Source organism: Caballeronia arvi, assembly GCF_001544695.2.
GTDB classification, from domain to species: Bacteria; Pseudomonadota; Gammaproteobacteria; order Burkholderiales; family Burkholderiaceae; genus Caballeronia; species Caballeronia arvi.
On sequence record NZ_FCOM02000023.1, the window covers coordinates 53,122 to 75,656 of the forward strand.

The 22,535-nt window shown below is 63.4% G+C and carries 20 protein-coding genes; 13 read left to right on the forward strand and 7 right to left on the reverse strand.

The window, feature by feature from the left end:
• Positions 1-6: 6 nt before the first annotated feature.
• Both AWB74_RS23545 and AWB74_RS23550 read right to left on the reverse strand, forming a co-directional pair.
• Entirely contained in the window at positions 7-1,572 is a 1,566-nt protein-coding gene (locus AWB74_RS23545; protein ID WP_061149156.1) for a serine hydrolase, read from the reverse strand.
• 106 nt (positions 1,573-1,678) lie between these two features.
• The gene (locus AWB74_RS23550; protein ID WP_061126684.1) at positions 1,679-2,113 is read right to left on the reverse strand and encodes a VOC family protein; all 435 of its coding nucleotides are present in this window, start codon (positions 2,111-2,113) and stop codon (positions 1,679-1,681) included.
• 116 nt (positions 2,114-2,229) lie between these two features.
• Between AWB74_RS23550 and AWB74_RS23555 the strand changes: the two genes are divergently transcribed.
• On the forward strand, positions 2,230-3,144 hold the full coding sequence (locus AWB74_RS23555; RefSeq protein ID WP_061149117.1) for a LysR family transcriptional regulator: 915 nt from the start codon (positions 2,230-2,232) through the stop codon (positions 3,142-3,144).
• 34 nt (positions 3,145-3,178) lie between these two features.
• Positions 3,179-4,309, forward strand: coding sequence for an FUSC family protein (locus tag AWB74_RS23560; protein ID WP_061149157.1), 1,131 nt, complete (start codon positions 3,179-3,181; stop codon positions 4,307-4,309).
• A gap of 667 nt (positions 4,310-4,976) precedes the next feature.
• Here AWB74_RS23560 and AWB74_RS23565 read toward each other — a convergent pair.
• The gene (locus AWB74_RS23565) at positions 4,977-6,860 is read right to left on the reverse strand and encodes a PAS domain-containing hybrid sensor histidine kinase/response regulator (protein WP_061149158.1); all 1,884 of its coding nucleotides are present in this window, start codon (positions 6,858-6,860) and stop codon (positions 4,977-4,979) included.
• A 326-nt stretch (positions 6,861-7,186) separates the two neighbouring features.
• Here AWB74_RS23565 and AWB74_RS23570 point away from each other — a divergent pair, with 326 nt between their 5' ends.
• Both AWB74_RS23570 and AWB74_RS23575 read left to right on the forward strand, forming a co-directional pair.
• A complete protein-coding gene (locus AWB74_RS23570; RefSeq protein WP_061149118.1) occupies positions 7,187-8,989 on the forward strand; it encodes an alkaline phosphatase D family protein in 1,803 nt (600 codons plus the stop codon).
• 190 nt (positions 8,990-9,179) lie between these two features.
• Positions 9,180-9,407, forward strand: a complete 228-nt coding sequence (locus tag AWB74_RS23575) for a hypothetical protein (RefSeq protein ID WP_061149119.1) — start codon at positions 9,180-9,182, stop codon at positions 9,405-9,407.
• Positions 9,408-9,450: 43 nt separating this feature from the next.
• Here the strand turns inward: AWB74_RS23575 and AWB74_RS23580 are convergent, their stop codons facing one another.
• Positions 9,451-10,206 (reverse strand): AAA family ATPase, encoded by a 756-nt coding sequence (locus AWB74_RS23580; RefSeq protein ID WP_061149120.1) that lies wholly within the window; start codon positions 10,204-10,206, stop codon positions 9,451-9,453.
• A gap of 10 nt (positions 10,207-10,216) precedes the next feature.
• Positions 10,217-11,758: an MDR family MFS transporter gene (locus AWB74_RS23585; protein ID WP_061149159.1), complete on the reverse strand. Its 1,542-nt coding sequence runs from the start codon at positions 11,756-11,758 to the stop codon at positions 10,217-10,219.
• A 460-nt stretch (positions 11,759-12,218) separates the two neighbouring features.
• Between AWB74_RS23585 and AWB74_RS23590 the strand changes: the two genes are divergently transcribed.
• Together AWB74_RS23590 and AWB74_RS23595 are read left to right on the forward strand one after the other, a co-directional pair.
• On the forward strand, positions 12,219-13,568 hold the full coding sequence (locus tag AWB74_RS23590) for a sensor histidine kinase (RefSeq protein ID WP_061149121.1): 1,350 nt from the start codon (positions 12,219-12,221) through the stop codon (positions 13,566-13,568).
• 173 nt (positions 13,569-13,741) lie between these two features.
• A complete protein-coding gene (locus tag AWB74_RS23595) occupies positions 13,742-14,425 on the forward strand; it encodes a response regulator transcription factor (RefSeq protein ID WP_061149160.1) in 684 nt (227 codons plus the stop codon).
• A gap of 22 nt (positions 14,426-14,447) precedes the next feature.
• Here the strand turns inward: AWB74_RS23595 and AWB74_RS23600 are convergent, their stop codons facing one another.
• Complete coding sequence (locus AWB74_RS23600; protein WP_061149122.1) at positions 14,448-14,633, reverse strand: DUF3563 family protein; 186 nt, start codon at positions 14,631-14,633, stop codon at positions 14,448-14,450.
• A 263-nt stretch (positions 14,634-14,896) separates the two neighbouring features.
• Here AWB74_RS23600 and AWB74_RS23605 point away from each other — a divergent pair, with 263 nt between their 5' ends.
• From AWB74_RS23605 to AWB74_RS23630, 6 genes are all read left to right on the forward strand, one after another.
• Entirely contained in the window at positions 14,897-15,262 is a 366-nt protein-coding gene (locus tag AWB74_RS23605) for a hypothetical protein (RefSeq protein WP_061149161.1), read from the forward strand.
• Between the two features lie 168 nt (positions 15,263-15,430).
• A complete protein-coding gene (gene dinB / locus AWB74_RS23610) occupies positions 15,431-16,609 on the forward strand; it encodes a DNA polymerase IV (protein ID WP_061149123.1) in 1,179 nt (392 codons plus the stop codon).
• Between the two features lie 136 nt (positions 16,610-16,745).
• Complete coding sequence (locus AWB74_RS23615; RefSeq protein ID WP_087039162.1) at positions 16,746-17,645, forward strand: TauD/TfdA dioxygenase family protein; 900 nt, start codon at positions 16,746-16,748, stop codon at positions 17,643-17,645.
• 30 nt (positions 17,646-17,675) lie between these two features.
• On the forward strand, positions 17,676-18,698 hold the full coding sequence (locus AWB74_RS23620) for an ABC transporter substrate-binding protein (RefSeq protein ID WP_061149125.1): 1,023 nt from the start codon (positions 17,676-17,678) through the stop codon (positions 18,696-18,698).
• A 102-nt stretch (positions 18,699-18,800) separates the two neighbouring features.
• The gene (locus AWB74_RS23625; protein WP_061149126.1) at positions 18,801-19,625 is read left to right on the forward strand and encodes an ABC transporter ATP-binding protein; all 825 of its coding nucleotides are present in this window, start codon (positions 18,801-18,803) and stop codon (positions 19,623-19,625) included.
• Positions 19,622-20,500: an ABC transporter permease gene (locus tag AWB74_RS23630; RefSeq protein ID WP_061149127.1), complete on the forward strand. Its 879-nt coding sequence runs from the start codon at positions 19,622-19,624 to the stop codon at positions 20,498-20,500. Before AWB74_RS23625 ends, AWB74_RS23630 begins: the two co-directional genes overlap by 4 nt.
• Positions 20,501-20,509: 9 nt before the next feature.
• On the opposite strand, the gene AWB74_RS23635 is transcribed toward AWB74_RS23630, so the two are convergent.
• Positions 20,510-21,403: a LysR family transcriptional regulator gene (locus tag AWB74_RS23635; RefSeq protein WP_061149128.1), complete on the reverse strand. Its 894-nt coding sequence runs from the start codon at positions 21,401-21,403 to the stop codon at positions 20,510-20,512.
• Between the two features lie 118 nt (positions 21,404-21,521).
• On the opposite strand from AWB74_RS23635, the gene AWB74_RS23640 reads away from it, so the two are divergent.
• The gene (locus AWB74_RS23640; RefSeq protein WP_061149129.1) at positions 21,522-22,526 is read left to right on the forward strand and encodes an aldo/keto reductase; all 1,005 of its coding nucleotides are present in this window, start codon (positions 21,522-21,524) and stop codon (positions 22,524-22,526) included.
• Positions 22,527-22,535 lie beyond the last annotated feature (9 nt).

Here is a 22,535-nt window from a genome sequence, read left to right on the forward strand (position 1 = left end):
TTTGATTCAGCGCACGAAAGTGCCGAGTCCGTCTTCGTCGTAATACTCGAGCGTCACGCGATCGCTCAGGAACGATGCCTTCGATATCGTGCCGGGATTGGCGTTCTCGTTGACGAACGTGAACGTGAAGACATCGCCATCCCAGTGCGAGAGCGGCAGCGTCATCGGACGCGGACCGATCACGACGGCGAGCGTGCCACCCTGATCGACGACCTGAATCGGCCCGAAGTAATCGTTCTTATACGTGCCGATGTAAGTCGACAGCGCCCGCGCGGGCAGCGGCGATGCGGGCGGCGTCGCGCCGACGAGCGAGCCCGACGGCTTCGACAGCGGCAACAGCGCTTCGTTGTAGCGCTGAAACCAGTCGTGCTGGACGGAGCCGAATTGCACGATATCGAAGAACTGCTGGTTGAGCGCTTCGGGCACGCCGATCGGATAGCCGTTCGTCAGCGCGACGATCGCGAGATTCGTCGATGGCACCACCAGGAAGTTCGTCGCCGCGCCCACGCCGAACGCGCCCGAATGGCTGTACGACGGGCGCCCCGTTTCCGTTTGTCCCACGTTGAAGCCGTAGCCGTAGAAACCCGCGGGCCTGCCGTCGCCGGGCGGCGAGCTTTGCACCTGCGCGGTCGTCGTGGCGGCGAGGGCGCTCCCATCGACGATGCGGCGGCCGTCGGACACGCCCGCGCCGAGCATCATCGCGAGCCACTTCGCCATGTCGTTGACCGATGAACTCACGCCGCCCGCGGGCGATTGCGCATCGGGCATCGTGCCCTGGCCCTGCACCCACTGACCGCCGCGCTTGACGTGCCCGAGCGCGCGATTCGGCCGTGCGGCGAAATCGGCATAGCGCGAGCTCGTGCTCGTCATGCCGAGCGGCGTATAGAGCACGTTGTCGGAAAGCGTGGCCCAGTCGATGCCGGCCGCCGTCGCCACCGATTCCGCCGCCGCCGTCAGTCCGAAATTCGTGTAGAAGTACGAATGACGGAACGGATGAAGCGGCAGATAGCGCAGGCGCTGCAAGACTTCCGTTTGTCCGTAGCCCATGTCTTCGAGCGTATCGCCCGCATGATCGGGCAGGCCGGACTGATGCGAGTAAAGATCGCCGATGGTGACAGCCGCGCTCACCTCTTCATCGGACAAGGTGAACCACGGCAGATGCGCGCGCACCGGCGTATTCCACGCGATGCCGCCCGCGCCGACCTGATGCGCGACCACCGACGCACCCACCGACTTCGATACCGACGCGAGCTGAAACACGGTATCGGCATCGACCTTCTGGCCGGAGCCGACGAGCCGCGTGCCGAAGCCCTTCGCATAGACGGTCTGCGTGCCGCGCACGACCGCGACGGCCATGCCGGGCACGCCGGTGCTGCTCAGGAGATTGTTGGCGAGGGCGTCGAGCTGGGAGAGGGCGGCGTTGACGTTCGCGTCGGGCACGGGGCCGGTTTGCGAACCGCCGGATGAAGTCGATGCATTGGCATCGTCGGAATCCGAACCGCCGCCGCATGCGGCGATCGTGCTGCACAGCGCCGCGCCCAGAAAGCGGCGGCGTCCCTCAGAAGGTCTCATTCCCGTCTCCCCGTTTTTGCGCATGGCGCGCTCGACGGATTCTATAGGGGAAACGATCCGTCAGGCGTGCGTGGCGCGAACGAAAGGAGACGTTGGTGTGGGCGCGTTACTTCGCGAACAGCGACGACATATCGGCGAAGGCCTTGATCTCGACGGCGTTGCCCGACGGATCGAGGAAGAACATCGTCGCCTGCTCGCCGACTTCGCCCTTGAAGCGCACATGCGGCTCGATGATGAAGCGCGTGCCGGCGGCGCGCAGTTTGTCGGCGAGTTCTTCCCATTGCGGAATCGACAACACCGCGCCGAAGTGGCGCACCGGCACGGCGTCGCCATCGACGGCGCTCGTCGAGCGATGCCCGACTTCCTCCGGCGCGAGATGCGCGACGATCTGATGCCCGTAGAAATTGAAATCGACCCATGCGTCTGAGCTGCGGCCTTCCGGGCAGCCGAGCAGCTCGCCATAGAACTCACGCGCGGCGGCGAGGCTGTGAACGGGGAACGCGAGGTGAAACGGCGGCATGGCGTGCTGAGTCGTGCTCATGGCGTGAAGTCCTTGATCGGCATGTGGAGAGACGAAGACCACAGTGTATTGATAAATATTCGTGTTGAAAAACGATATATTGCGGGAGTCAGCCCCATTATTTTCGATGAATCGACATGCTGCGAGAACTTCAGACTTTCATCGCGGTGGCGCGCCACGGCACGTTCGCGGGCGCGGGCGCGCGGATCGGCCTCACGCAATCCGCCGTCAGCGCGCAGATGCAGCGCCTCGAAGCGCATCTCGGCGTCGAGCTGTTCGACCGCACGGGCCGCTCTGCGACACTCAACCAGGCCGGAAGGCGCACGCTCGAACTCGCCGACGAACTGCTCGCGCTCTACGCGCGTCTGTCGGAGCCGGGTGTTGGGGACGGGCGCGGCGGCTCGCTTTCGGTCGGCGCGATCGCGTCGGCACATGCGGCGCTTTTGCCCGATGCCATCGGCGCGTTCAGGCGAGTGCTGCCCGCCTGGCGCATCCGGCTCGTGCCGGGCGTGTCGCTCAATCTGCTCGCGAGCGTCGATGCGGGCGAGATGGACATGGCCGTGCTCATCCGTCCGCCGTTCTCGTTGCCGGCGGAGCTGCAATGGCGCACGCTCGTTGCGGAGCCTTTCGTGCTGCTTGCGCTCGCCGCGAAGAAGGGCGCGCACTGGCGCGAGCTGATCGAGTCGGAGCCGTTCATCCGCTACGACCGGCGCTCGTTCGGCGGCAGGCAGGTCGACATGTTCCTGCGTGAGCGCCGCATCGCGGTACGCGATTCGCTCGAAGTCGACGAGCTGCCGGGCATCGCGCAACTCGTCGCGCGTGGTCTGGGCGTGGCGCTTGTGCCGGTGTCCGATGGCATCGGCGCGTGGCCGCGCGGCGCGGTGGCGCTCCCTCTCGGCGACGATACGTTTCATCGCGAGATCGGTCTCGTCGAGCGTGCGCGGCGCATGCGCGCGGACGAGCCGGATGCGGCGACGCGGCTCGCGGACTGCATCGTCGAGGCGGCGCGGCCGCGTGCACGGCCGCTGAAAGCCAGGCGCGGCATCGCCTAGAATGCGTGCAGGCACGTTTCCTACGGTGATATCGATGGATGACGAGCAGCATATCGGCGACGCGAAAGCGCGTCTCGCGGATTCGGCGGCGACGCTCGCGCGCTCGGGCGCGGATCGCGTGCAGGCGGCGCTTGCGTGGATCGATCGTGTCGATCCGGGCACGCATCGGCGCATCAAGGGTTTGCGGCTCGTCACCGCGTACGGGCTCGCGGCGGCGCTCGGTGCGTTGCAGGACGTGACGCAGCGCGTACCGGTGGGGGTGTCCGTCGGCGCGCTCGCGGGCGGATTTGCGCTGTGGGCGAGCGTGTCGGAGGCGCGTACGACACGTTATGAGTCGAGCCGCGATCTCGCCATTCTTTGCATTGCCGCGGCCTTCGGCGCGCTCACGTTCACTTTGTTCGCGCCGGTTTTTCGTGAAATGGGACGCGGCGGCGCCGAGCTCTTACTCGTGACGGGCGCGTTCTTCGCCGGTTATCTGAAGCGTTTCGGGCTGACCGGGGCGGGCATTGGCTCGCAGCTTTATATCGGACAGCTTCTCGCTTATGGAATGGATCTCACGCCCGGCGATTCATGGGCAATTCTGATTGCGCTTCCGATCGGGATGCTCGCGGCCATCGTCCCGCGTGTGTTGAGCGGGCCTGCGGAGCATCCGGCCGTGTTGCCTGCGCTGGCGTCGGAGCCTGCGTACGGCGGGCACGCGATATCGCCCGCGACGGCGATGGGTTTGCAGGCGGCGTGCGGTGCGCTCGTTGTCGTGCTTGTTAACCGGCTCGTTGGGCTCGCGGAATCGGCGTGGGCGATCACGGCTTGCGTGTATGTCGTTGCAACATCGGCGGTGGGGACGGCGGAGCGCGTCAGGCGGCGGATCTACGGGACGCTCGTCGGGGTGCCGATCGGGCTCGTGTGTTTGCCGCTCGCGGAGCATTGGCCGCTGGTGGTGTGGGCTCTTTCCGCGTTCGCGATGATCGTTTATGCGATGGCGCTGCCGGAGCGGTATGACATCGCGTGTGGCGCGTTCGCGTTTGTTTTGGTTGTGACGCTGGCTGCGAGTGGGGTGCATTCGGTTTCGTTGCTCGCGGCGCGGGCTTGGGAGACTCTGCTCGGCGGCGCGTTGGGGTTGGTGGCTTCCAGGGTTGTATTTCCGTTGCGGGTTGTTCGGGAGTGAAGGTTCTTTTTTCGCCGGATCCCGCAGTCGTGTTGGTTTATTAGCTTCGCCCCTATGCGGGGCGGCAGTCACTTTCTTTGCTGCTGCAAAGAAAGTAACCAAAGAAACAGCTATCCCCAGCCTAAGCACTTCATACCGGCCGCGGCACAGAACTACTCTCGTGGTCCGGCAATAGCGAGTGCCCTCGTAGGTCTCACCGGGCTTGGATCGCGCACGGTCTGACTCATCGCACCGCTTACAATTTGGTACAGCCCTTGCAAGCTCCAGCCCGCTTCGCGGCCGACCGGTCAAGCGGGTCTGCGCGTACCTCTTTACTAACCTGGCTATCTCACTGCATCGCCAGTCCGTTGATTTCCCTTGCAGACCCAACGGCAGCGCGTAGCGCTGTGCCGAAGTTATTTCGTGCTGAACCAGCGCGCTTAAAGTAATGGCTAGTCAGACCGTGCGCGATCCAAGCCGCGTGAATTTTGTGAGGGCACTCGCTACTGCCGGACCACGAGAGTAGTTCTGTGCCGCGGCCGGCTGGAAGTGCTTAGGCTGGGGATAGCTGTTTCTTTGGTTACTTTCTTTGCAGCAGCAAAGAAAGTGACTGCTGCCCCGCATAGGGGCGAAGCAAATAAACCGACACGAATCCGGGATCCGGCGAAGACCCAAGCCAACCAATCCTTCAGCCCCGCGCCATCCTCTCCAACAATCGATCCAAAACCTCAAAATCCACCGGCTTGACCAGATGCGCATCAAACCCGGCCTGCGCGGAGCGCTCCTTGTCGCTGTCCTGCCCGAACCCGGTCATCGCAACAACCACAGCCCGCCCGATCAGCCGTTGCGAACGCAACGTCCTCAGCACCGCATAACCATCGATATCCGGCAGCGCAAGATCGAGCAAGACAAGCTCCGGCGGAAAATGCCGCACCACATCGAGCCCTTCCTTGCCGTGATAAGCGATACGCACATCATGCCCCTTCATCTGCAACAGCATCGCGAGGCTGTCGGCGGAATCCTGGTTATCGTCGATCACGACGATACGCAAACCGCTGCTCACCGCTTGCGTCGCGGTCTGCCCGAGCACGCGATGCGGCCGCGGCGCATCATCGGCGGAGGCATAGGGCAGGCGCACCGTGAAGGTGCTGCCGTGATTCAACCCGCCGCTCGCAGCGCTGATCGATCCGCCATGCATCTCGACGATCGACCGGCATAGCGTCAGTCCGATGCCGAGACCCGCTTCGCCAGGATTGAGGTAGTGATCCTCCTGCACGAAAAGATCGAAGATGGAACTCAGGCCCTTCTGCGAAATGCCGCGCCCGCTGTCGATCACCTTGAGTAGCAGCGCGCTCGCCTCACGCTCGACTTCGACCTTCACCGTGCTCGCGCGCGGCGAGAACTTCGACGCGTTGTTCAACAGGTTCTGCACGACCTGCACGAGCCGCGTGCCGTCGCCCGTGACGTAGACGGGCTCCGAGGGCAGTTTCGTCACGACGCTCTGCGCGCGCTCATCCATCAACGGATGCACGAGCTCGATGCTGCGCGCGACGATATCGCTCACATCCACGCGCGCCATGCGCAAATCGATCTTGCCTGTGGTGATGCGGCCCATGTCCAGCAGATCGTCGACGAGCCGGCCAAGATGCGAAGTCTGCCTGTCGATGATGTCGCGGCACCAGGCGATGCGCGGCGGCATGTCCGTCTCCATCTGCATCACGCCGATCGCATTGCGCACCGGGGCGAGCGGATTGCGCAGCTCATGTGCGAGCGTCGCGAGAAATTCGCTGATGCGTCGCGACGACACTTCGAGTTGTTCGAGACGCTTGCGCTCGCTCATGTCGCGCGTGACCTTCGCGAAGCCGCGCAACACGCGATGCTCGTCGTACACCGCCGTGATGACGACATTCGCCCAGAACAGCGAACCGTCCTTGCGCACGCGCCAGCCTTCGTTCTCCACGCGGCCCGTGCGGATCGCGGTCTGAAGCTCGATCTCGGGAAGACTGGCAGCGAGATCTTCGGGGCAATAGAACGTGGAGAAATGCTTGCCGAGAATCTCCGACGGCTGATAACCCTTGATGCGCATCGCGCCCGTGTTCCAGCTCGCGATATGACCGCCCGGATCGAGCATGAAGATCGCGTAGTCGCTCACGCTCTCCACGAGCAAGCGGAAGCGCTCTTCCGAAAGACGCAGCTTCTCTTGTTCGGCGCGCTTCGCGGTGAGATCGCGCGTGCATTTCGCATAGCCGATGATCTCACCCTCTACATTGCGCGCCGCCGTGATGACGACGTTCGCCCAGAACAGCGTGCCGTCCTTGCGCACGCGCCAGCCTTCGTCCTCGAAGCGGCCGGTCGCATAAGCCTGCTTCAGCTCGTACTCGGGCCAGCCGCGCGCCACCGATTCCGCCGGATAGAAGCGCGAGAGATGCTCGCCGATGATCTCGTGCGCCTCATAGCCCTTGATCTTGCGCGCGCCCGTGTTCCAGCTCGTGATGCAGCCGTTCAGATCGAGCATGAAGATGGCGCAGTCTTCGATCGCATCGACGAGCGCGTGATATTGCGCATCGCTCATCGCGCGGGGTTCGTGCGGCTTGCGCGCGGCGTCGAGTTGGGGAACGGCAGCTCTCGAACGGATCATGTTTATAGAAAGTTGAATCAAGTTTCGATGTGAAGGGCGCGCACATGCGGACAATGTCTGGACAACGCCGCTCACCGCAGTTTAACTGTTGAAGCTATCCGCATGCCGTCGCGCAAACATCGCTTGACAGCGTGCGGCGTGATTTATAGCGTTCAATAGTTTTCAGTTCCGAAGAGAGCCGCGCGCATCCGTCGAATTTACCGCTCGACGCATCAGCGAACTCCTGCCCGCTCCCGATTTTTCCGCATACGGAGGCTCTCATGGACCGTCGACGTTTCCTCTCGCTGTCCGCGTTCTATACGGTGGCAGCGGCTTCCGGCACGCTCGCGGCATGCCACTCCGGTCATGACGACGACAACGGCAATACAGGCAGCGGCGGAACGACACCGCCGCCGCCCGCGGGCGCATTCGCGTTCCCGCAAGGCGTCGCGAGCGGCGATCCGCGCGACGTCTCTGCGGTCTTCTGGACGCGCTGTGTCGCGAATACAAGCAGCGCGACATCTTCCGTCGCGATGACCTTGCAGGTATCGACGCAGCAGAACTTCGCGCAACTGACGGCGAGCGTGCCGTTGAATGCCGTGCCCGACTACGACTTCACCGTGCGCGCCAAGGTCACGGGCCTCGCTGCGAAGACGACGTACTACTACCGCTTCGTCGCGGGCAGCGACGTCAGCGTGACGGGCACGATGCGCACCGCCGCCGCTGTGAACGATGCGATTCCGCAACTGCGCTTCGCGTGGTTCGTATGCCAGAACTGGAGCGCGAACCATTGGCAGGCGCTGACGCTGCTGGCCGCCGAAACCGATCTCGACTTCGTCGTGCATCTGGGGGATTACATCTACGAGGCGAACTTCGTCGCGCCGGCGGGAGGGGTCGAGGCCGCGCATCCGACCATCACGCTGCCGAGCGGCGGCCCCTATGCGAACACGCTCGACGACTACCGCACGCTGTATCGCACGTATCGCGGCGATGCGCGCCTTCAGAACGTGCATGCGCGTTTTCCGGTCATCGCGATCTGGGACGATCACGAATTCTCCGACGACTGCTGGCAGGATCACCAGACCTATACGAACGCGAATCTCCAGCAGACCGCGCGTCGCCGCAGCGCGAATCAGGCGTGGGCGGAGTATCTGCCGGTCGATTGGGGCGACGTGTCATTCGATCTCAACAACGCGGCATACGACAACATCCGCATCTATCGCGACTTTCACTTCGGCTCGCTGATGCATCTCGTGATGACCGACGAGCGGCTCTATCGCGACGATCACGTCGTCAGCGAAGCGGCGATCGCGCAGGCGCTCGGGCATGATCCGGTCAACGGTAACGATCTCGTTGGCTCGCGCTATTTCGTGCCGCGCGCCGTGCTCGCGCAGTTCGAGGCGGCCGATACGCAACGCCTTGGCCGCGTGCCCTCGATCTTCGGCCCGACGCAGACGCAATGGTGGAAGGACACGCTGAAGGCATCGACATCGATATGGAAGGTGTGGGGCAACGAAGTGATGATGAACCGCATGTGGCTCGATCTTTCCGCGATCGCGCCCGCGCCCGCCAACACCGTCTTCGTGCTCGATTGCGACGCATGGGACGGCTATCCGTCGCACAAGGCGGATCTGCTGTCGTTCGTGAAGACGCAGGGCATCACGAATCTCGTCGCGATCACGGGCGATCTTCATGCGTTCCAGGCGGGCATCGTGCGCGACGTGCCCGATCCCGCGACCGGCACGCCGGTGATGATCGATCTGATGTCGGCGGGCATCAGCAGCCAGCCGTTCTTCGAGGACATCAAGACGTATGCGGCGGGCATGTCGCTCGCGTCGCTCATCAGTTCGTCGTCGCTGTTCGATGCGCTCATCCGCCAGAACAATCCGGACATGCTCTATGCGGATCATGACGGTATCGGCTATGCATCGGCGACGCTCACGCCGACGCAGTTCATCGCGATCTTCAACAAGGTGAAGTTCCTCGATGCCGATGGCAGCGCGCCGCAAGCGCCGCTCGCCAAGCGCACGCGTCTCACGATCAACGCGGGCGCGGTGTCGGTGTCCGTCCAGGACAACGTATGAACGCCGAATGTGCTCAGGCGGCGCTTCATACATGATGCGCTGACCCATCCATTTTTATCCTTGCTTTTGAGGGGATTTCAACGCCGACTCGTCGACGTAGACTGCGTGCACATTTCAGAAGGTCGGTTGCTGGCAGGCAGTGCAATGGGGCCGATTGAAGTGATTACGTGAAACCCTCAGGAGCACTATCATGATCGGCAATCTCAAAGGCATCATCTTCGTCGCGGCGCTCGCGGGCGCTTCCTATGCGCTCGCGAGCGGCTACGGTCCTTCGCCGTATTACGCACCGATGGACGGCGCACCTGCGTCGCAGCAAGGCATGAACATGCAGACGATGGCGCAGGACGGTCAATCGAGCAATGACGCGAGCGTCGACAAATCCAAGCAGGACAGCCCGCTTATTCAGGCGCAGGATTGAGCGTTTCGTTCAGCGTCCCGCCGGTGATATCGGCGGGACGCGTTCAGCGCTCGTTGTCGAAAAGCGCGCGCAACATGCGTTCGGGGTTCGCAAGAAACGCGCGCGTCACCTTGAAGTGCTCGGTGTCTTCATACGCGATCCGCGCGATGCCGTTTTCATCGAACTGATAGATCCACGCATCGGGATACGCCATGAGAATCGGCGAATGCGTGGCGATGATGAATTGCGAGTCGTCGCTCACGAGATCGTGGATGCGCGCGAGCGCGGCGAGCTGGCGTTGCGGAGACAGTGCAGCTTCGGGTTCGTCGAGAAGATACAGCCCTTGTCCGCCGAAGCGTTCCATCAGCAACGTGAGAAACGACTCGCCGTGCGACTGCTCATGCAGCGACTTGCCGCCATATGACGCGATGACGGGCGGCCCGAAACCCGGTTCGTCGTCGAGCTGCTCGATTTCCGTCGCCACGTTGAAGAAGCTTTCCGCGCGCAGAAAGAAGCCGTCGCGCGGACGTTTGAATCCCTTCGCGATGCGCAGATATTCATGCAGCGGCGAATGCGATGCGCGCGTGCCGAAGCGAAAGTTCTTCGTGCCGCCTTCAGCATTGAAGCCCATCGAGACGGCGATCGCTTCGAGCAGCGTCGACTTGCCCGAGCCGTTCTCGCCGACGAGAAACGTCACCTTCGGATGCGGCTCCAGCGTGTCGAGCGCACGCACGGCGGGCAGCGAAAACGGATAGACGTCGAACGACGGCGCCTTGTCGCGCAGAAGCGTGATGCGGCTGATGTATTGCGTCGAGATCATCGCGCGGATGTCAGTGGAACGCCTGGTTCGCGGCGTCCTTTGCGGCGTTTTTTGCAGCGGCTTTTGCATCGCCCGTGCCGGTTTTTCCGACGCTTTCCCGCGCGCGGCCGATATCGATCTTCGGCATGAACAGCATCGAGACGACGGTCCCGAGCGCGATCACGAACATCGCCGTGAACGTCATGTGCAGCGAATGATGCAACACGAGGCGAATCTCGTTGTTGATCGCGAAGTCGCCCGGCACGGCCGACAGCAATTGCTTGAGCTGATCCGCATGTACGGGCGGCAGGCCGTCCGTGTGCGTGAGGCCGTAGTTCTGCACCGCGCCGAACACCGCCGCGCCGAGCGTGTTGCCGAGATTGCGCGAAAACAAATTCGACGCTGTCGCGCTGCCGCGCTCGAGCGGCTGCACGATTTCCTGAATCAGGATCAGGCACGACACGCTCGTGATGCCCATGCCGAAACCGAGCACCGCGGAGCCGACGCCTGCCCACACCGGGCTCGATTGCGGGCCGAGCAGCACGAACGGCAACGCGCCCAGCGGGATGAACACCGGGCCGATCATCAAGAGACGCCGCAAGCCGATGCGGTGGAACGTGCGCGACGTGAACGTGGCGCCGCTCGGCCAGCCGATCATCATCATCGTGAGCGCGAGCCCCGCTTCGACCGGCGTGCGATGCATCACGCCCTGCACGTACATCGGCAGGAAGGTGGTGAGGCCCATCATCGCCATGCCGGCGAGCAGGGTCGCGGCGTTGCTCGCCGCGATCGGCCGATGCGACCACAGTTTGAACGAGATCATCGGATCGGCGGCGCGGCGCTCCTGCACCACGAAGCACACGATGGCGAGCACGAGCACCACGATCTCCGTGGCGACGCGCGCGTTGCTCGCGTGACCGGCATCGGTGAGCGCCATCATCAGCGCGGCGACCGCGGTGTTGAAGAAGAACGCGCCCGCGAGATCGATCGCGGGGCGGTCGTGGCGTTTTTCCTCGTGCAGAAAGAGCGTGAAGAGCAGCGCGGCCAGAATGCCGATCGGCACGTTGATCCAGAAGATCCACGCCCACGACAGCTCGCGGATCAGAAGGCCGCCGACCATCGGCCCGAGCACGGCGGACACGGCCCACACGCTCGCCAGATAACCCTGCACCTTGCCGCGTTCGCGCGCCGGATAGAGATCGCCGACGACCGTCAGCGCGACCGGCAAGATCGCGCCCGCGCCGACGCCCTGAAGCAGCCGGAACACGATCATCGCGGGCATCGACCACGCAAAGCCCGCGAGGATCGAGCCGACGAGAAAGATTGCGATGCCGACGAGAATCGCGGGCTTGCGGCCATACAGGTCCGCGAGCTTGCCGAACACGACGGTCAGCGCGGTCTGCGTGAGCAGGAACGACGAGAACACCCAGCTATACAGATTGAGGCCGCCGAGCTGCGTCGCGATTTGCGGCATGGCGGTGGAGACGATGGTGGCTTCGATCGCGACCATCGCCATCGAGGCCATGACTGCGCCAATGACGAGGGGACGGGCGGTTTTCTTGGTCTGTGACATGCGGGTTTCGAATGACATATCGCCCCCGCGCAAATACGGCATGCGCGCGAGCGGGCAATACGCGATGAATGGAAATGTCGCGGCGACGACGCTCAGCCTTGCGAAATCCTTGCAGCCGGAGCGAGGTCGTCAATTAAATGAGCGCCGAATGCAATGTTATCCCGACATGCCGAAGGCCGCTCGCGCGTCCGCATGAATCGCTAATAAATCGCTAATTATTCGCGGCTAGGCTGTTTGTATGGATGGATGGCGTGCTTACTTCAGCGCCGGACGATCCGCCCCAACGTCACTACTCACTACAGGCGTCCGCGCGACGCTTTCAACGCCGCAACGGACAGCCCCAACTGTCACGCATATGTCGTCTTTCATAACGAAATCCACGCGAATGTCGCCTAAAATCGAACCGGAAATTGCTTTGCGTTCCGGTTCGTCCGTGTCCCCTTCGAGGCGGCAGACTCGCATGCTCAAATCACTGAAGAATCAGCTGGTCGTCGCGCTGTGTTTGCTCGTGACTGTAATCGGCGTCGTGCAGGGCGTCAGTTCGTATCAGTTGAGCAAGACCGGTATGAGCGCGCTGCTCGACATGCGTCTGGTGCAGGTCGCGGCGCGGCTGCGCGATGGCCTCGCCGAAAGCCTGCCGAAAAATCCGGCGCGCGGAACGCAGGACGAAGGCGATGTCGTCGCCGTCGTGTGGAAGCCGGGTGAAGCGCTCCCGTTCCGCACGACCGATCCTTCCTTGCATTTTCCGCGCGACGCGCAGCCGGGCTTTACCGGCGTCGAAGTCAACGACGAGCACTGGCGCCTTTTCACGCGACAAGAGCCGACCATGACGATCCAGGTCGCGCAACGCTCGTCCGTGCGCCGCGAGCTCACTACGGAAACCGCCGCGGTCACGCTCTGGCCGATCGCCGTGCTGCTGCCGCTCGTGTGGATCGCGGTGGCGCTCATCGTGCGCCGTTCGCTGAGCCAGTTGAATCAGCTCGGCAAGGAAGTGCAGTGCATCGACATGAGTCATCTGCAACCGCTGCAGACGGTCGGCGTGCCCACGGAGATCAAGCCCTTCATTCATTCGATCAATACGATGATCGAGCGCCTCGCGGACTCGATCGACAAGGAGCGCAAGTTCATCGCCGACGCCGCGCACGAACTGCGCACGCCGCTCACCGCGCTTCAGCTCCAGGCCGACAATCTCGCGCCGCACATTTATCCGGGCAATCAGGAGCGCTTTCAGGAGTTGCGTAAGGGCATCGCGCGCGCGGGCGGTCTCATCACGCAACTGTTGCGGCTCGCGCGCGCCGATGCGCCCATGAACGGCACGCCGCTTTCGCGCGTGGATCTCTCCGCGGTGGTGACGGGCGCGGTCTCCGACGTGCTGCCGATCGCGATCTCGCGCGGCCTCGATATCGGCGCGGAGGAAATGGTGAATGCCCACGTGCGCGCGATCGAGACGGATATCGGCATGGCGGTGAAGAATCTCGTGTCGAACGCGGTGCGTTATACGCCCGATGGCGGGACCATCGATCTGCGCATGCGGCGCGATGGCGACATGGTCTGGATCGATGTCGTCGATACGGGGCCGGGCATCGACGAAGCGCTGCTGCCGCGCGTGTTCGACCGCTTTTTCCGCGCGAACCCGGACATCGAGGGCAGCGGGCTCGGCCTGTCGATCGTGAAGGCGATCGCCGCGCGCTATGGCGGCGACGTCACGCTGGCGAATCGCAAGGACGGACGCTCGGGCATCGTCGCGTCGATTGGCTTTCCCGTCGAGGAAGTCACGGAAAGCGCTGCGGCCGTGACCGATTGCGCATGAAACACATAGGGATTTGCGCGCCGATTTACGCCGATTACAATGCATTCGCTGCGTGGTGCGAAGTGAATATCGCCGGTCAAGAATGAAATAGAACGACCGGTCGCATGTCGATTCCTTCGCGCCGCTTTCCGGGCGCGTGGCGCGCGCCATTCTCGCGGGAGCGGGGTGGGAACATGCGAATTCTTCTGATCGAAGACGATGTGCAGATCGGCACGAGCCTCATGCGTGCGCTCAAGGATGCCGACTACGCCGTCGACTGGGTGCGCGATGGCAATGCGGGCCGCGAGGCGCTCGACGCCGCCGAATACACCGTGGTGCTGCTCGATCTCGGCTTGCCGGGCATGACGGGCATCGAGCTCTTGCGGCAGGCGCGCACGGCGGGCAATGCGACGCCGGTGCTGATCCTCACTGCCCGCGACGATCTCGATACGCGTGTGCAAGGCCTCGACCTCGGCGCAGACGACTATCTGCTCAAACCCTTCGACATGCCCGAGCTGCTCGCGCGCATTCGCGCGGTGCTGCGGCGCAAGGCGGGCTATGCGGTCTCGCGTCTCGGCGACGATTCCATCAGCCTCAATCTCGACCAACGCACGCTCACGTGCGGTGAAACTTCCGGCGTGCTGTCCGCGCGCGAATTCGCATTGATGCACGCGCTGCTCGAACGTCCCGGCACGATCTTCTCGCGCGATCAGTTGGAAGACCGGCTCTACGGCTGGGGCAAGGAAGTGGAAAGCAACGCGGTGGACGTGCTTATCCATTCGGTGCGCAAGAAATTCGGCGCGAGCGTGATTCGCAACGTGCGCGGGCTCGGCTGGACCGTGATGCTGGGCCAGGCGGGCCGCGAAGAAACGAAGTAGCGCATTGCATGAATGGCGCGGGTCATCGCGCATCGTAATGTCGGCCGAGCGCGCCGCAGAAATGCATGCTGTAGTCGTGATCCTCCGTTTCGACCTGACGCATGCGGCGCTCGAGATCGGCGAGATCGCTCGATGAGGAGAGATAGTCGTCGTGGGTATCGTGCATCGAGAAGAAGCTGCCGAGGGATTTCGAAAAACGTTCGAACATGATGTGCTCCTGTCATTGGAAGGCCTGCGTGTGAGGCCGACGAATGCAGGTTATGCCGCACGAATTAGCGTTAAATGAGAGCGGCGAATGAAGGGTTTTATGGCCGCCATGACGAAGCGTTCGCCAGCGCACCGTGCAGCGGAACGTGCCGCGTGAAAGGCACTGCCGCGCCGCACCATCCCGTGCTATCTTTGTTTTATAGGGATTTCATACGGAACGCCGCGCGTAATCCGCATTCGTCGATCGTCTTCGTGAAGGCCGCCATGAACGATGTGTCTCGTACCCTCAGTGCCCGCGACCGCGTCGAGTTACTCTGCTGGCTCACGTGCGGCAGTCTCGGCGCGTATTACTTGAATGGCGACTGGCCCGCGCCCTCGTTTCACGTGCAGGCCGCGCATAAATGGCTGGACCGGCATCAGCGGTTCGCGGACTGGCTCACGATCGCGAAGCTCGCAGCCATCGCCCGGGATATCGCCACGCAGCATTGCGCGATGCTCGAAGCGGACTGGGCGCGCGCTGCCGTCGAAGAAATTCTCGACAGCGAAGATCTCAACTATCAATCGGATGTCGTGCGGCAGGTTTTCGACGATTGCCGCCGCGCGCTCGCGGAAAAGCGCACGCCGGAGTGAAGCGGCTACGCGCGCGAGGAAAGGCGCTAGCGCGAATACCTGTATGGATGTACAGTAAGCCATTTTCTTTCCACGACGGCGCCGCGCAACGCGGCGCCGTGAATCGCCACCGCATGTTCCGCGCGTTCGTCCATTCTTCGTTTTGCGTTGCGGCGTTCTGAGCGCCCGATGGACGCGCCTTCTCCCGCACTCGCCCCGCGCCGCATCGCGCATCTGGACATGGATGCGTTCTTCGCGTCCGTCGAACTGCTGCGCTATCCCGAGTTGCGCGGCATGCCGGTCGTGGTCGGAGGCGGCCGCAGCGCCACGCCGGAAACGCTCTCCGATGGCACGCGCCGCTTCAAACGCTTGCGCGATTACGCGGGCCGCGGCGTCGTGACCACTTCCACGTACGAGGCGCGCAAGTTCGGCGTGTTCTCTGCGATGGGCATGATGAAAGCCGCGCAGCTCGCGCCCGACGCCATCCTTCTGCCGACCGATTTCGAGTCTTATCGCCATTACTCGCGGGTTTTCAAGGCGGCCGTCGCTGGCTTCACGACGCAAATCGAGAATCGCGGCATCGACGAGATTTATATCGATGTGAGCGATCTGGCCGGCGAGTCCGCGGAGATCGGCCAAAGCATGAAGGACGCCGTGCGAGACGCGACCGGGCTGAGCTGCTCGATCTGCATCGCGCCGAACAAGCTGCTCGCGAAGATCGGTTCCGAGCTCGACAAGCCCGACGGTCTCACCATCCTCACGATGAACGACCTGCCGACGCGCATCTGGCCGCTCGCCGCGCGCAAGGTCAACGGCATCGGACCGAAGGCGAGCGAAAAGCTCGCGGCGCTCGGCATCGTGACCGTGGGCGATATCGCCGCCGCCGATCCTGGTCTGCTGCAGACGCACTTCGGCCACACGTATGCGGCCTGGCTTGCGCGTATCGCGCAGGGACAGGACGAGCGGCCCGTCGTCGTCAGCTCGACACCGAAGTCGATGAGCCGCGAGACGACCTTCGAGCGCGACTTTCATCCGAAGCACGATCGCGCGACGCTCTCGGCGGAGTTCACGGGACTGTGCACGCGCGTCGCCGAAGACTTGCAGCGCAAAGGCTATGTCGGGCGCACGGTCGGCATCAAGCTGCGTTTCGACGACTTCCGCACCGTGACGCGCGATCTGACCATTCCCGTCGCGACGGCCGATCCGGCCGAGATTCGCCGCGCGGCGACCGAATGCCTGAAACGCATCGTGCTCGATCGCAGGATCAGGTTGCTCGGCGTAAGAGTCAGCGCGCTGGCCGGGCGCGACGAGAGCGGTTTCATCGAACCGGTGCAGGTCGAATTGCCGTTCGATATTGCGGGCGAATGAAGCGGACGAATGAAGCGCGCACCTTATTTCATCGGCGCATAAAGAAATCGCAGATGCTTCGTTGCGGCCCGAATCACCGCGCGTTAGATTGGTCGCTTCCCCGAAGTCATCGATTGCTATAAGTTCTAACGTGACGATTCAGACCGCCCCCCAATCCGAGCGCGCTGCCCAAGACGCCGCTGATCAGCCCATCGAAATCCGCAAGTTCGATGCGCCGCTCGGCGCCGAAGTCATCGGGCTCGATCTCTCGAAGCCCCTTTCGCAAGCCGATTTCGCGCGCATTCACCGCGCGCATCTGGATCATCACGTGCTCGTGTTTCGCGATCAGCACATCACGCCGGATGAGCAGATCGCGTTCAGCAAGCGCTTCGGTCCGTTGCAGATTCACGTGCTGCATCAGTTCGGGCTCGCGGGGTATCCGGAAGTGCTGATCGTGTCGAATATCGTCGAGAACGGCCAGCCGATCGGCCTCGGCGATGCCGGCTACTTCTGGCATTCCGATCTCTCGTACAAGGACAAACCGAGCCTCGGATCGATGCTGCACGCGCAGGAATTGCCGGCTATCGGCGGCGACACGCTGTTTGCGAATCAGCATCTCGCGTGGGACACGTTGCCCGCGCATCTGAAAGAGGCCGTGGAAGGGCGCGTCGCCGAGCACACGTACCTCGCCAAATACGCGGAGCTGCAAAAGCGCAGTCCGTGGCGCCCCAATCTCTCGGCCGAGCAGATCGCGCAAGTGAAGCCCGTGACGCATCCGATCGTGCGCACGCATCCCGAAACGAAGCGCCGTGTGCTCTTCGTCAGCGAGCATTTCACGACGCGCGTGATCGGCTTGCCCGACGACGAAAGCCGCGCCTTGCTCGCGGAACTGTTCGCGCACAGCACGCAGCCCGAGTTCGTCTATCGCCATGAGTGGCGTGAGCGCGATATGGTGTTCTGGGACAACCGCTCGGTCATGCATCTCGCGGCGGGCACGCCCGACGATCAGCGTCGCAAGCTGTATCGCACGACCATCGAAGGCGACGCGCCCTTCTAACAATATTCCTTAAATTACGGGGTTTTCTCGATGCATTCTCGGACAGGGAAGGGCGCCGCACGCGCGCTCGTCGCCGCGCTGGCGGTGTCGCTCGGCATCACGTCGGCGAGTGTGCGTGCCGAAGGCACGCTGCGCGTCGCCGAGCAATTCGGCGTCGTGTATCTGTTGCTCAACGTCGCACGCGATCAAAAGTTCATCGAGCAGGAAGGCAAGAAGGAAGGGCTCGATATCAAGGTCGACTGGGCCAAGCTCTCGGGCGGTTCGAGCGTCAACGATGCGCTGCTGTCAGGCTCGGTCGATATCGCGGCGGCGGGCGTCGGTCCCTTGCTGACGATCTGGGACCGCACGCACGGACGGAAGAACGTGAAGGGCGTCGCGTCGCTCGGAAATTTTCCGTATTACCTCGTGTCGAACGATCCGCGCGTGAAGACCATCGCCGATTTCAGCGATAAGGATCGCATCGCGGTGCCTGCCGTCGGCGTCTCCGTGCAGTCGCGCATCCTGCAATACGCGGCCGCGAAGCAATGGGGCGACAAGCATTTCGATCGACTCGACAAGCTCACGCAAGCGGTGCCGCATCCCGATGCAACGGCGGCGGTCATCGCGGGCGGCACGGAAATCAACGCGCATTTCGGCAATCCGCCGTTTCAGCAGCAGGAACTCGCGGGCAATCCGAAGGCGCATATCGTGCTCAATTCATACGACGTGCTCGGCGGGCCCAGCTCCGCGACCGTGCTCTACGCGACCGAGAAATTCCGCAACGAGAATCCAAAGACATATCGCGCGTTCGTCGCCGGTCTCGCCGATGCCGCACGCTATGTCACGCAACATCCCGAACAGTCCGCCGATATCTATCTGCGCGTGAACAACGCGAAGATCGATCGCGATCTGCTCATCAAGGTCATCAAGGATCCTTCAGTGCAGTTCAAGGTCGCGCCGCAGAACACGCTCGCGCTCGCGCAGTTCATGCATCGCGTGGGCGCGATCAGGAACGAGCCGAAGTCGTGGCAGGACTACTTCTTCAGCGATCCCGCGACGAAGGAAGGAAGCTGACGCAGCGCTTATCGACGATCACGGATTGAATATGCGCAATGATTGGTTCGTCGCGCGCGTGTGCGCCGTTATCGTGAGCGTTTGCAATCCAGCACATCGAACATGGCCGCTAATCCTCAAGCGCTGTACTCAAGGGACGCCGATGCCGACGCTTCCATCAGCGGCAAGCTGCTCAGCGCGAAGAACGTCACGCTCGAATACCGCACGCCGGAGCGGCTCGTGCGCGCGACGCACGACGTCAGCTTCGATGTCTATGGCGCCGACCGCTTCGTGCTGCTCGGGCCTTCGGGCTGCGGCAAGTCGACTCTGTTGAAGGCTGTCGCCGGTTTCATCGAACCGGTTGCGGGCAGCATCGAGATCGGCGGCGAACGCGTGCGCGGGCCGGGCGCGGATCGCATCGTCGTGTTCCAGGAGTTCGATCAACTGCCGCCGTGGAAGACCGTCGTGCAGAACGTGGCCTTTCCGTTGCGCGCCGCGCGCAAGCTCGGCCGCGCGGAAGCACGCGAGCGCGCGCTGCATTATCTCGACAAGGTCGGCCTCGCCAAATTCGCGGATGCCTATCCGCACACGCTTTCCGGCGGCATGAAGCAACGCGTCGCCATAGCCCGCGCGCTTGCAATGCAGCCGCGCGTGCTGCTGATGGACGAACCATTCGCCGCACTCGATGCGCTCACGCGCCGCCGCATGCAGGAGGAGCTTTTGCGGCTCTGGAGCGACGAGCGCTTCACGCTGTTGTTCGTCACGCATTCGATCGAGGAAGCGCTCATCGTCGGCAATCGCATTCTGCTGTTGACACCGCATCCGGGACGCGTGCGCGCTGAACTGAACAGTCATCAATACACGCAGGAAAGCCTGGGCCGCGGCGAGTTTCAGCAGAGCGTCGCGCGCATTCATCGATTGCTGTTCGAAGAGGAGGCCGCGCTGTGAGCACGCCGCATCTGATCGCGCCGCCCGTGCGGCCCGAATATGAAGTCACGCCCACGGCGCCCATCGGCATCGAACACGACGCGCCGCTGCCGCTTGCGAAGCGTCTCGCGGACCGCTCGTGGCTGCGCAAGACGATCATCGCGCTCGTTCTGATCGCGCTGTGGGAAATCGCCGCGCGCGCCGTCGACAACGATCTGCTGCTGCCGACTTTCAGCGCGACCTTCGTTGCATTCGTGCAGGGCATCGCGTCGGGTGAACTCATCGCGAAGATCGGCATTTCGATGTCGGTACTGTTGCGCGGCTATGTACTCGGCGCAGCGCTCGCGTTCGCGCTGACATCGCTTGCGGTTTCGACGCGCATCGGACGCGACATTCTCTCGATGCTCACGGCGATGTTCAATCCGCTGCCGTCCATCGCGCTCTTGCCGCTCGCGTTGCTGTGGTTCGGTCTCGGTACCGGCAGTCTTCTCTTCGTGCTCGTGCATTCGGTGTTGTGGCCGCTCGCGCTCAACACCTACGCGGGATTTCAGGCGGTGCCTTCGACTTTGCGCATGACGGGCCGAAACTATGGACTGAACGGCATGCGTCACGTCATGCTGATTCTCGTACCCGCCGCGTTGCCTTCGATACTCGCGGGATTGCGCGTGGGCTGGGCGTTCGCGTGGCGCACGCTGATCGCGGCCGAGCTCGTGTTCGGGGCGAGTTCTGGCAAGGGCGGTCTCGGCTGGTACATCTTCCAGAACCGCAACGAACTCTATACGGATCGCGTATTCGCGGGGCTGGCTGCGGTCATCGTGATCGGGCTGGCGGTCGAACATCTCGTGTTCGATACCGTCGAGCGCGTGACCGTGCGCCGCTGGGGCGTGCAGCAATGAGTCCGGCGATCAGGCTTCGGCGCGAATGAAGTCGATGAACGCGCGCAACGGCCCCGGCACGTGCGCGCGGCTCGGATAGTAAAGACGCGGTCCGGTGAAGCTTTGCCACCACGGTTTGAGTACCGGCACGAGCGCGCCGCTGTCGATGGCTTCGCGCACGAATTCATCGAACGTATAAACGAGGCCCAGGCCCGCGATGGCGCACGCGCGGCTCACCTCGATCGACGACGTGACGAGCGGCCCTTGCGGCACGATGCGGATCACGTCCTTGCCGCGCATGAACTCCCACACCGCCAGCACGCCGCTTTCGAAGCGATGGCCGATGCACGCGTGATTCACCAGATCGCGCGGATGCTTCGGCTCGCCGTGCGCGTCGAGATAAGCAGGCGCGGCCACCGCGACGAAGCGCTGCGTGCGCGGCCCGATGGGAACCGCGATCATGTCGCGTTCGATGCGTTCGTCATAGCGGATGCCCGCATCGAAACCCGCCGCGAGCACGTCGATGAAGTTATCGCTTGCGCTCAGTTCGAGCGTGATGCCCGGATGCGCCGCAAGAAAGCGCGCGACGATGGGCGGCAATACTTCGCGTGACACGATGGTCGGCACGTTCAGGCGCAGCGTGCCGGTCGGGCTGTCGCGAAAGCCGTTGACGGCATCGAGCGCGCTGGCGATCTCCGCGAACGCGGGCGCGAGGCGCTCGATCAGGCGCCCGCCCGCTTCGGTCGGCGTCACGCTGCGCGTCGTGCGATTCAGAAGCCGCACGCCCAGACGCGTTTCGAGCCTGCGTATCGCCTCGCTCAAAGACGACGCCGACACGCCGCGCAACAGCGCCGCCTGCCGGAAGCCGCGCGAACGCGCGACGGCCATAAACGCGTGGAGATCCGACAGGTCGGGTTCGGTCATTGTTCGCCTCGGCGCACAGCCCATTCGTATTGAGGCGGATTATCGCACGGGGTTTTTGCTCACATAATGCTCTCCATCGCCGGTATGCGCGGCGCAAGTCCTTCAGGAGAGAATCAACATGGAACAACGCAAACTCGGCAAGACCGGGCCGCAATCGGCCGCCATCGGACTGGGATGCATGGGCATGTCGGGCATGTACGGGCCGTCGGATCGCGCGGAAAGCATCGCGACGATTCACGCCGCGCTCGAAGCAGGCGTCACGCTGCTCGACACCGGCGACTTCTACGGCATGGGCCACAACGAAATGCTGATCGGCGAGGCCCTGCGAAGCGCGCCGCCGTCGCGCCGCGATGCGGCGATTCTCAGCGTGAAGTTCGGCGGCATGCGCGATCCGGCGGGCAATTTCATTGCCTTCGATGGCCGGCCTGTCGCCGTGAAGAGCGCGCTCGCGTACACGCTGCAGCGGCTCGGCGTCGATCATATCGACATCTATCGCCCCGCCCGGCTCGATGCGAACGTGCCCATCGAGGATACCGTCGGCGCGATCGCCGACATGATCGACGCGGGTTATGTGCGTCATGTGGGGCTGTCGGAAGTGGGTGCAGAGACGCTTCGCAAGGCCGCCGCCGTGCATCCCGTGTGCGACTTGCAGATCGAGTATTCGCTGATCTCGCGCGGCATCGAGGATGCGATCCTGCCGGCGTGCCGCGAGCTCGGCATCGGTGTCACGGCGTATGGCGTGCTGTCGCGCGGATTGATCAGCGGGCACTGGAGCCGTGACGCCGCGCAATCGGGCGACTGGCGCGCGAACAGTCCGCGCTTTCAGCAGGGCAATGTCGAACGCAATCTCGCGCTCGTCGATGCACTGCGCAAGATCGCCGATACGAAGCGCGTGAGCGTGGCGCAGATCGCGATTGCGTGGGTGCTCGCGCAGGGCGATGACATCGTGCCGGTCATCGGCGCGCGTCGGCGCGATCGGCTGACGGAATCGCTCGGCGCGCTCGACGTCGTGCTGACGAACGACGAACTCGCCGCGATCGAAGCGGCGGTGCCGAAGGGCGCGGCGTCGGGCGATCGTTACGAAGCCGTGCAGATGGCGCATCTCGACAGCGAGAAGCGCTGAGCGTCGGGC